The organism is Pseudonocardia oroxyli (assembly GCF_900102195.1).
Lineage (GTDB): Bacteria > Actinomycetota > Actinomycetes > Mycobacteriales > Pseudonocardiaceae > Pseudonocardia > Pseudonocardia oroxyli.
Genome location: NZ_FNBE01000039.1, coordinates 1 through 9,752 on the forward strand (window position 1 = coordinate 1; position 9,752 = coordinate 9,752).

A 9,752-nucleotide genomic window follows, 5' to 3' on the forward strand; every position below is an offset into this window, starting at 1 on the left:
GTCGTGGTGTTCCTGGGTGGTAATGGTCCGGCTTTCCCGGTTGCGTTGTTCGCGGCTGCGGCCGCGGGGGTGCCGTTCTTGCCGGTGAACTACCGGCTCTCCGATGGTCAGGTGGCGGGGATCCTGGGTCGTCATGAGCGGCCTTTCGTGATCGCTGAGGACCCGGCCCGGATGCCGTGTCGGGCGATCTCGGTGGCGGAGTGGGTTCGGTGTAGTGAGACTCATGATCCTGTGCCCGACCCGTGTGTCCCCGATCTCGACGATGTGGCGGTCGTCTTGATGACCTCGGGCACCACCGCGGCACCCAAGAGCGCGCTGCTGCGTCATACGCATCTGACCTCTTATGTCATCGGCTCGGTCGAGTTCGCCGCGAGCAGCGGTGAGGATGCCACCATCGTCAGTGTGCCGCCTTATCACATCGCTGCGGTGGCGAATTTGCTCAGTAATCTCTACTCCGGGCGTCGGATCGTCTATCTCGACCGGTTCACTCCCGAGGACTGGCTGCGTGTCGTGACCAACGAGGGGGTCACTCATGCCATGGTTGTGCCCACGATGTTGGCGCGGATCGTGGACCGGCTCGAGAGGGTCGACTCCTACGGGCCGGACACGTTGCGGTCGATGTCCTACGGCGGCGCGAAGATCTCGGCGGGTGTGCTGCGCCGTGCTTTGCAGCGTTTCCCGCACACCGGGTTCGTCAACGCTTATGGTCTGACCGAGACGGCGTCGTCGGTCGCTGTGCTTGGTCCGGAGGATCACCGGGTTGCGTTGGAGTCGGATGATCCTCTCGTGCAGGCCCGTCTGGGATCGGTCGGTCAGGCTCTTCCGTCGGTGAGTATCGAGATCCATGATGTCACCGGTCGTCGTCTGCCTTCCGGCGTTGTCGGCGACATCGTTGTTCGTGGTGCTCAGGTCGCCGGGGAGTACGCGGAGACCGGTAGTCTGCTCGATGCGCAGGGCTGGTTTCCTACCCGAGACCGGGGCTATGTCGACCAGGACGGCTATCTGTTCGTCCAGGGCCGCGCCGATGACACCATCATCCGCGGTGGCGAGAACATCGCGCCCGCCGAGATCGAGGATGTCTTGGCCGATCACGACGCCATCGACGACGTCGCCGTCGCTGGTGTTCCGGATGAGGAGTGGGGGCAGCGCATCGCGGCTTTCGTCGTGTTGCGTCCGACCGCCACCGTCAGCACCGAGGAACTACGCGACTACGTCCGCTCCCGCCTTCGCAGCTCGAAGACCCCCGACACCATCACCGTGTTACCTGAGTTACCCCGCACCCCTACCGGGAAGATCCTTCGCCGCCATCTCACCACCGACACACCATGAACAATCGGTTGAAATAGGTGATGTCCGAGACTCCGCGGTCAGGTCGCTTCACAAGGTCGATGAGTCGTGTCGCCGGTGCCTGTTCCAGGAGCGGTATTTCGGCCCGATATACTGGGCACAGTTGTGGGGTGATGTGCGTGTCACTGCCCAGATTCCGACGAGATTCGCGGCGAGTTCGGCGGTGTCCAGCCTGCCGGGCGGTCACGCGCGGCACGGTTTCGTCACTGAGCCCTTTCCACTTGGCGTCAGTCGGCGTAGCTGAGGACCAGGACGGCCTTGACCAGGTCGGTCGCTCGGCGCGGGCAGCAGCGGATCTTGCGTAGGACACGCCAGGCCTTGAGCTGCGCGTTCGCGCGCTCGCCGGGTCCCCGCTGGCGGGCGTGGGCGGAGTTCACGTCGCGCTGGTTGCGGGAGAGCTTGCGCCGCTTGCCTGTCTCGGGGTCCTTCGGGCGGCGGCGCTGCGGGACCTCGACCCCGGAGCCGCGGTAGCCGTTGTCGGCGATCACCTTCACCTGCGCCTCGCGCAGCGCGTCGAGGATGCCGTGATCGCGTGCGGCTCCCATGTCGTGGCGTGCGCCGGGGAGCGCGGGTGAGGCCCACACCAACCTGCCGGCCCCGTCGGCGATGACCTGCACGTTCACCCCGTGGCACTTGTGTTTGCCCGAGTAGTACGGGCGGTCGCGGCCCGAGCCCATCCCGACCCGGGTCGATGCGCAGCAGAGTGCCGTCGAGGATCACGAACGCCTTGGCCACGATCATCGCCATCGCCATCGCCATCGCCATCGCCTCGGCCAGGGTCGGGGCGAGCGCGGCCAGGACCTCGATCGCCTCGGTGATGTAGCGGAACACCGTCGTCGTGCCGATGCCGTACCCGGCGGCGAGCTCGGCGTAGGTGTCGCCCTTGCGCAGGTGCGCCAGCGCAAGCATGGCCTGGTCGCCGGCGGACAGGCGCCGCCACCGGGTGCCGATCTTCGCTCGGCGGCTGCGGAGGGCGTCGGACAGCGTGATGAGGGCGTGGTTGGACACGGACAACCCCGCAGGGTAGGTCGGCAACCGAAGCTCCTGGTCGAGACGAGTTGATCTCAGCAATCGCCCGTCTACCAGGAGCTTCACTCATTCCAGTGACGCCACGCCGCAGCGCGCCAAGCCCGCTCTCCACCAGGTTGGAAAGGGCTCACTGCTAATTGTCGGGCGATGCTGGCGCATTCAGGCCGCCGTCCGCTCACGGCTTAACGTCGGGGTCGTGGGCACCTGAATCTGCACGGGCCGATCCCAGTGAACAGGGCAGATTTAGTCCACACCGCGCCCGCCGGTGGATGCCTCCAGGGGGCTACCTCCACTTGTTCGATCCGAGGCGGCCCAATCTCCCGCTTGTCCTGGCTGCAGCAGCAGGGAGCCGGTTCGCCCGAGGACCCTGGTGGTGGTGGAAGTCCTGGGTCATTCCGGCGTGGCTGAGCGCGTGGGAAGGGCCACCGCGTGAGTCTCTGTGTGATCCCGCCAAGGAACTCGTAGAGAGGTGCCACCCGATGGCCCGATGGCCCTGGACCAGTCTGTCCTGCTCGAAGTGCTCGACGCACTCAAGGCCGCTGATGTCGGTGACCGTGTCCGTTCTGCGGCGGAGACGATCTACCAGGCGTTGATCGAAGCCGAGCTCACCGACACCGTCGGCGCCGCCCTGCACAAGCGCACCGACACCCGCACCGCCCAGCAAAACGGGCACCGTGTGCGGACGCTGACCACCACCGCGGGGGATCTGGAGTTGCCGATCGGAGAAGCTGCCCACCGGGTCGTTCTTCCCCAGCCTGCTCGAGCGCCGCCGCCGAGTGGATCAGGCGGTGTTCGCGGTGGTGATGGAGGCCTACCTGCACGGGGTGTCCACCCGCAAGCTCGACGACCTGGTCTCGGCGCCGACACGGGCATCTCCAAGTCCGAGGTGTCCCGGATCTGCGCCGATCTCGACACCGAGGTGAGTGCGTTCCGCGACCGCAGCCTGTCCGAACAGGCCTTCCCCTACGTGTTCCTCGACGGCCGCCTACTGCAACTTCCCACTCGGGCACTGTGGAAGAAGATCTGGTCGACCAACCCGCTCGAACGACTGAACAAGGAGGCCAAACGCCGCACCGACGTCGTCGGGGTGTTCCCCAACCCCGCCGCCCTGCTCCGCCTCGCCGGCGCCGTCCTGGCCGAAGCCCACGACGAATGGGCAGACCACCGACCGCCGCTACCTCAGCGAACACACACCATGGCCCTGCTCGCACCCACCCCGACAGCAGAAGTAGCCCCCGCCGAACTCATCACGGCCTGATCTGAACCGCAGAGACCCCCGCGGACGGACCTACACCACCCGAGGGGACGCGACCCGCGAGCCCCCGAGCAGCGGGGGTCGTGAGATGTCTGGCCGAGTTGCGACACCTGCTGTGCTCAACCCGGCGCCTGAACCGCGGCGCGACCGGGGTCCGCCAGCTGTACCCCCCGGTGGCCGAGGCGGAGGGCTGTATGCTGGCGGGCTTGCAGAACTCGTCGGCGGGCCGTGACGGGCAAGCTCGAGGAAGGGACCGGTGTGAACAGGTGCGGGCGGGTGTGAAGCGGGGCCGGGGCTCTGGTGACCCTTCGACGACCCGATCGACCGCGCTGAGCGTCGATGAGATCGTTGAGGTCGGCTTGCGTCTGGGCCGGCGCGTCGGTTTCGAGACACTGAGCATGCGGGTGCTTGCCCGAGAGCTGAATGTCTCCCCGATGGCTACCTATCGATATGTGTCGAACAAGCAGGCCCTCCTTGCGTTGCTCATCGACGCGGTTCTTTGCGACGTCGAGATCCCCCCTGATGATGGCAGTTGGAAGGAGCGGCTACGGACGCTCCACACGCGCAACGTCGATGCGTTCCGGGATTATCCTGGTCTGGATCAGGTCACGTTTGATTTGCCTCCTACCTCCCAAGGCTGGAGACTGATGGACGGGTACGTGCAGATATTGCTTGACGCGGGCTTCCCCGAGCGGGAGGCAGCCCTGGCCTTCAGTGTCATCCACTCCTACGGTCTCGGTCGCGCTACGATGGAACGGAAGTTGGCGCACGGCGGCGAACGGTTGAACAAGCTGCGAGATCACCCGCCGCTGGAGGCACTGCGTCAGCTTGATGGTCATCGGGAGCGGCTTCAGGGCCCGTCTCGGGACTTCGGCATGGACCTGATCATCGCCGGTCTCGGCAACATGCTGGAGGCGACCGGAAGGTCACCGAAGTATTGAGGTAGGAGCTCGGGCGCACGTGGCGTGGGGAGCGTCTCTATGGGGTTGTCACGCGGCTGCGGCCACTGGCGGCAGCGTCGGGACGCTGGGTGGTGTGTAGGGGCGGCGGTCGCGGAGCATGGCGTAGGTGACGTCGCTGCGGCGGTGGGCGAGGCAGATCAGGGCGGCGTTGTGTCGCTTGCCGGCTGCGCGTTTGCGGTCGTGGTAGGCGCCGCTGGTGGGGTCGGCGAGACTGGCGAATGCCGACAAGAACAGCGCCGATTTCAGGGCGTGGTTCCCGCGCTGCGAGCGGGTCTCGCCCTTGATGGAGGTGCCGGATCGTCGGTGACCGGGGCAAGGCCTGCTAGGCGGCGAGGTGACCGGCGGTGGGGAACGCGGCGCCGTCTCCGACGATGGTGAGGATCTTCAGAGCGGTCCTGAACCCGAGCCCGGGCATCGAGGTCAGGACCCCGGCAAGAGGGTGGGCCTCCAGCAGGTCCTCGAGCTCGGCGGCAAGGGTGTCCCGCTCGACCCGTACCTCCCGCAGCTGCGCGGCGACCCCGGCGATCACCCGCCCGAACGCGGCTGTGCCGGGGACGACGACGGTCTGGGCGTCGAGCGCGGCCAGCATCTTCGAAGGTAGGGTCTTGGCCAGCCGCGGGGAACGCGGACGCATGGGTGCGGCGATCCCGGTCTCGCCGAGGTCACGCAGGACCCGCGGGGTCGGAGCGGCGACGAGCAGATCGAGCACTCCGCCTCGGTCCATTCTGGGTCCGAGCAGGCGTTCCAGGGCGGGGTGGACGTGGAGCAGGGCGTCGCGCAGCCGGTTGGTCAGCCGGGTGGACCGGGCGGCGAGGTCGTCGTCGTAGCCGGCCAGGACGGTGAGCTCGGCGAGGGTCTCGTCGTCGCTGCCGACCCGGCGCAGGGTGTGGGGCATGGTGCGCGCGGCCGCCGTGACCGATGCGGCGATGATGTGGGCGTCGGTCTTGCCCTGGCCGGGGTGCAGGTCGGCGATGCGGCGCATCGCCAGGCCGGGCAGGTAGGCCACCTCGATGCCCAGCGAGCGGGCCACCGCGACGGCCAGCGCACTGATCGAGGCAGGCTGGTCGACCACGACCAGCGTCCAGCCGTGCTTGGTGAGGCGGGTGAAGACCTCGGCCAGCGCGGCTTCGTCGTTGGGCAACGGTTTGTCGTGCAGCCGCTTCCCCGCCTGGCCCAGGGCGCAGGCGTGATGGACCGACTTGCCCACGTCCAGGCCGCAGAACACCTCGAAGCCGGTGTTGTCGGGCTCGGAAAAGAAGGTCTCCTCGCTCGTCGCCGCAGGCCGACTCGGGGCACCCGCGCCGGCAGCCACGTTACGAGCAGACCACGCAAGCGGGTCAGGTCTCTATCAGCGGTCGTTGGCGCCCGCCGACCACGGTGATAACACCCCCCCAGATCATCAACGACAGGGGCGACAAGTCATGCCGTGACCGGTGGCCTGCAAGCCCTCGTCGGGCTTGATCAAGAAGGTGACGGGGGGAGGGGCGACCGTCCTCAGCTGTGTGGCGCCGCACTTGTTCTCCGCTGACTGAGGTTGTGACGAGAGTTCCTCGCCGTTCAGATCGTCCACGGCAATCACACGAGGTCACATGTTCGGGCGGACTCCAAGCGATGGCCGGTCGGATCCAACTCCGTTCGCCGTCGAAGAGGTTACCGTAGTGCTTACCTGAAGGTGCCTCCGGCCCTGGACGATGGGGGGTAGACGGCGTACACTCATCTGGGAACGGTGAGATCTCGTCCTGCTGGCCTGACTGGACGTCGTGGTGTTGAGAATCGGCCTGACGGTCGATGTCGATATGTGGGTGAACAAGCGTGGCACCAGGTGAGTCAGACATCGCTCAGGGAGGCGGATGGCTCCTTACCTTGGCGTGCGGTGGCGCCACGAGGTACGTGTCGGTTCACGAGCCAGCATCCGGCCTCGATCACTAGCCTCGGCAAGGGCCGTTGCGGTCGGCTTTTGAGCGAGCCGGCACGAGCTGGTCTTCGACCTTGAGGGCTCGGACCTGAGAATTGCTGCACTGCGCCGCCCAGCAAGCGCCACACTGACCTCCTTCCGTCCTTGTATTGCGTGTATTTGACGCCGATCGATCTGGAGCAGCACGTATGACCGCAATCGAAGATCGTCCTGACACCGGCACTCACACTAAGATCTGGGCAAACTCCGGTGACTCGCATTTCATGGAGCCGGAGGACCTGTGGCGCACCGAGTTGCCGCCTCGGCTGGCCGAGCTGGTGCCCCGAGCGGAGAAGGATCCTGACGGGCTCTGGGAGACCGTGCACGTAGACGGACAGTCCTTCCGTCGCCGACTGCCCAACATCAAGGCCCAGGAGTTCCATGCGGCCAGCAACAAGGCGCCGGGTGCTCGCGATCTCGATCTGAGGATGATCGATCTGGATCAAGAGGGAATTTGGGCAGAGGTCGTCTTTCCGTCGCTGGGCATGTGGGCTTCGTCGTTCCGTACACCAGAGGTTCTACGCGAAGCCATCCGGGTCAGCAACGACTGGGCGAAGGCGGAGATCTTGTCGAAGTCACCGCGATACGTTGCCACAGCACAGGTGTCCACCCTGGATATCGATGATGCCGTCGCGGAGCTTCGGCGCGCGTCGGACATGGGCTTCCAGGCCGTCTTCCTGCCGGTGCAGCCGCATCCGCTGCAGAAGGACTACAACGATGATGTCTGGGAGCCCTTGTGGGCAACTGCTGAGGAGGCTGGCATCGTTATCGCCTTCCACATCGGTACCGAGCCGGTCGACATCGCCAGCGGTGGGGCACTGGGTGTGACCTACCGCGGCCCCGGAGGTGCGGTGATGAATTACACCGAGACCACCTTCGGTGGGCAGCGTGCAGTGATGAAGATGGTGGCCTGTGGAGCGCTGGATCGGCATCCCAATCTGAAGGTGCTGGTCTCGGAGGGCGGCGCCACGTGGGTCCCGTTCTTAGCCGACCGCATGGAAGAGGGCTACCGGCAGCATGCGATGGCGGTGCGCCCCAAGCTCAGCCGCAGCCCCAAGGAGATCATCTACTCTCAGGTCTACGCCTCGTTCCAGCACGACGAGTCAGCCGTCGGTGCGGTGACCGGAATGGGCTACAACAATGTGACGTGGGGTAGTGACTACCCGCACATGGAAGGAACCTTCGGACACACTCAGCTGACGTTGCGCCACCTGTTCGACGGGGTTGACGAGCGGGTGAAGGACCGCATCCTCATCGGCGCCTTCCACGAGCTGTTTCCGTCGGCCGGGGTTCCCCCGCAGGCCGTACGGCCGGCAGGCGTCTGAGGCGACCCATCCGGCCGGACGGTCGGAGCCCGCCGATACACCGGTTCAGACCGATCCGAGAGGGGTCGGCACCCGACGATGAACGAAAGGTTCGTCTGTGTCCGAGACCCTGTTCACACACGACTCGCCGCAGGAGTTCTTCCAGGAGAGCTTCAGCAACACGGGGTACTGCGATGCCCAGTCGATCCTTCCGCAGGATGGCCACTACCACTGCCACTGCACATGTGGTCGATGGGATGTCGACGCGCCGGATCGCGAGACAGGCGTCAACATGGCCCGCGAACACACAAGGGAAATCACGGAACGCGAGTTGGCGAAACGCGAACGCCAGGACGGGGAGGGAGCTACTCCCTGAACTATCGAAGCCCCGCCTAGTAGCCGATGCGGGCCCCACACACCACCTGTGAGGGGCCCGCATCGCTTTCCTGCGGAACTTGCAAGTGAGCCGTTGTCGACCTGATGGATGGTCAGGCCTGTGCCCGGGCGGCGCAGCGCCGGTGACACCTGCCTACGGCGGGCGCGGTCGCCCTCCGGTGCCGACCTACCCCGAGCCCCCGTCCACCCTGGTCGCGCTCTGCCTCCGCGCCGGGCGCGGCGCGCTGCGGCAGGTGACCTGGCGCCACGGCAGCCGCCGCAGCGCCACGAACCCGACCGCGGCGATGACCGGCCGGTTCCTCGCCCTGCGGGTCCGACCGTCCAACCGCAACATCCCCCGAGCAGACGACGGATCCCTGCCCGAGTGCCGGTTGATCGCCAAATGGCCCCCGGAGAGCCCGAACCCACCTACTTCTGGCTGTCCAACCTCCCACCCGAAACCGGACCGCGCGAGCTGGTCGGCCGGCGAAGATCCGCTGGCGCATCGAGCACGACTACCGCGAACTCAATAGACGGCCTCGCCCGTTACCTTCTTGATAAAGCCCGGTGAGGGCTTGCAGGCCACCGGTCACGGCCTGACTTGTCGCCTGCGACGTCATCGCCATCAACGGACCCAGCTACCGACTCAAGGACACAGCACTGTCCGCTGTCCCCTCAGCTGTGTCATGATCCCCCCCCCGGGCCAACGACACATCAGGTCGTCCAGCGACCGACACCACAGCCCGTCCCCGGACATGCGGGTCTTCTTCGTCTTGGCTCGACCCCGATCGGTTTGCACTCGACCACGTCGTGGCGATGGGCGTCGATGAACGCCACTGCCTGCGATACCGGCGGTCGAGCTCCCCGAAGAATCTCGCGGCCCACTTCAAGATCGCGTTGGCCCGGCGGAGCTCGCGGATCTCCTGCTCGAGCTCACGAAACCGAGCGGTCTCGTCGGTGGTGACGCCGGGCGCGTGGCGGTCGTCGATGTCGGCCTGGTGGACCCACGAGCGCACCGACTCGACTCCGTAGCCGAGGTGCTCGGCCACCCGCTTCACGGTCCCGTGACCGTAGCCCAGCTTCGCTCGCAGGGTGCGGACCATCCGCACCGCGGCGGCCTTCTCGTCCTCGGAGTAGCGAGGGACTGCCCAGGGTTCGGTTGACTCCTGGCCTGTGAGGACGTGCTCCTCGCTGGAAGGATCGTCATCGTGCCCAAGTCGTTCCCGAAGGAGTTCCGCCGCGACGTGATCGCTGTCGCCCGCCAGGGCGACCAGTCCATCGCCTCGGTCACGCGGAACTTCGGGATCTCGGAGTCCCGCCTGTCACGCTGGCTCAAGATCGCCGACCGCGAGGACGGCATCAGCTCGGACTCCTCCGACATGCCGGCCAAGCCGGCGAGCGAGAGTGATCTGGAGGCGGAGCACCGGGAGCTGCGGGGAGGGCCGAGCAGCTCGAGCAGGAGAACGAGATCCTGCGCCGCGCCACCGCCTACTTCGCCCGTGACGTGCTCCCAAAATGATGTACCC

At 66.5% G+C, this 9,752-nt stretch carries 5 protein-coding genes and 6 pseudogenes; 8 read left to right on the plus strand and 3 right to left on the minus strand.

What is annotated here, in order from left to right; translation table 11 throughout:
* A partial coding sequence (locus BLS43_RS28900; RefSeq protein ID WP_143030292.1) for a class I adenylate-forming enzyme family protein occupies positions 1-1,329 on the plus strand: 1,329 nt, incomplete at its 5' end.
* Positions 1,330-1,574: 245 nt separating this feature from the next.
* On the opposite strand, the pseudogene BLS43_RS28905 reads toward BLS43_RS28900, so the two are convergent.
* Positions 1,575-2,382, minus strand: a pseudogene (locus tag BLS43_RS28905) (transposase family protein).
* A 481-nt stretch (positions 2,383-2,863) separates the two neighbouring features.
* Here BLS43_RS28905 and BLS43_RS32290 point away from each other — a divergent pair.
* The 3 genes and pseudogenes from BLS43_RS32290 to BLS43_RS28915 all read left to right on the plus strand — a co-directional run.
* Positions 2,864-3,313: pseudogene (locus BLS43_RS32290) on the plus strand (transposase); the annotation flags it as partial.
* Between the two features lie 46 nt (positions 3,314-3,359).
* Positions 3,360-3,532: pseudogene (locus BLS43_RS32295) on the plus strand (transposase); the annotation flags it as partial.
* 272 nt (positions 3,533-3,804) lie between these two features.
* Positions 3,805-4,572: a TetR/AcrR family transcriptional regulator gene (locus BLS43_RS28915; RefSeq protein ID WP_143030293.1), complete on the plus strand. Its 768-nt coding sequence runs from the start codon at positions 3,805-3,807 to the stop codon at positions 4,570-4,572.
* Between the two features lie 48 nt (positions 4,573-4,620).
* Here the strand turns inward: BLS43_RS28915 and BLS43_RS28920 are convergent.
* A pseudogene (locus BLS43_RS28920) lies at positions 4,621-5,818 on the minus strand (IS110 family RNA-guided transposase).
* Positions 5,819-6,696: 878 nt separating this feature from the next.
* On the opposite strand from BLS43_RS28920, the gene BLS43_RS28925 reads away from it, so the two are divergent.
* From BLS43_RS28925 to BLS43_RS32300, 3 genes and pseudogenes are all read left to right on the plus strand, one after another.
* A complete protein-coding gene (locus tag BLS43_RS28925) occupies positions 6,697-7,872 on the plus strand; it encodes an amidohydrolase family protein (RefSeq protein ID WP_093089878.1) in 1,176 nt (391 codons plus the stop codon).
* Positions 7,873-7,969: 97 nt separating this feature from the next.
* The gene (locus BLS43_RS28930) at positions 7,970-8,227 is read left to right on the plus strand and encodes a hypothetical protein (RefSeq protein ID WP_176921634.1); all 258 of its coding nucleotides are present in this window, start codon (positions 7,970-7,972) and stop codon (positions 8,225-8,227) included.
* Between the two features lie 124 nt (positions 8,228-8,351).
* Positions 8,352-8,754, plus strand: a pseudogene (locus BLS43_RS32300) (transposase); the annotation flags it as partial.
* A gap of 249 nt (positions 8,755-9,003) precedes the next feature.
* Here the strand turns inward: BLS43_RS32300 and BLS43_RS28935 are convergent.
* Positions 9,004-9,365: pseudogene (locus BLS43_RS28935) on the minus strand (transposase); the annotation flags it as partial.
* Positions 9,366-9,434: 69 nt separating this feature from the next.
* Here BLS43_RS28935 and BLS43_RS28940 point away from each other — a divergent pair.
* Positions 9,435-9,752: transposase (locus BLS43_RS28940; protein WP_176921636.1), on the plus strand; the 318-nt coding region annotated here is incomplete at its 3' end.

Bases quoted from the DNA above. Each gene is read 5' to 3' on its own strand.
- BLS43_RS28925 (WP_093089878.1), top strand. From the start codon at position 6,697: ATGACCGCAATCGAAGATCGTCCTGACACCGGCACTCACACTAAGATC.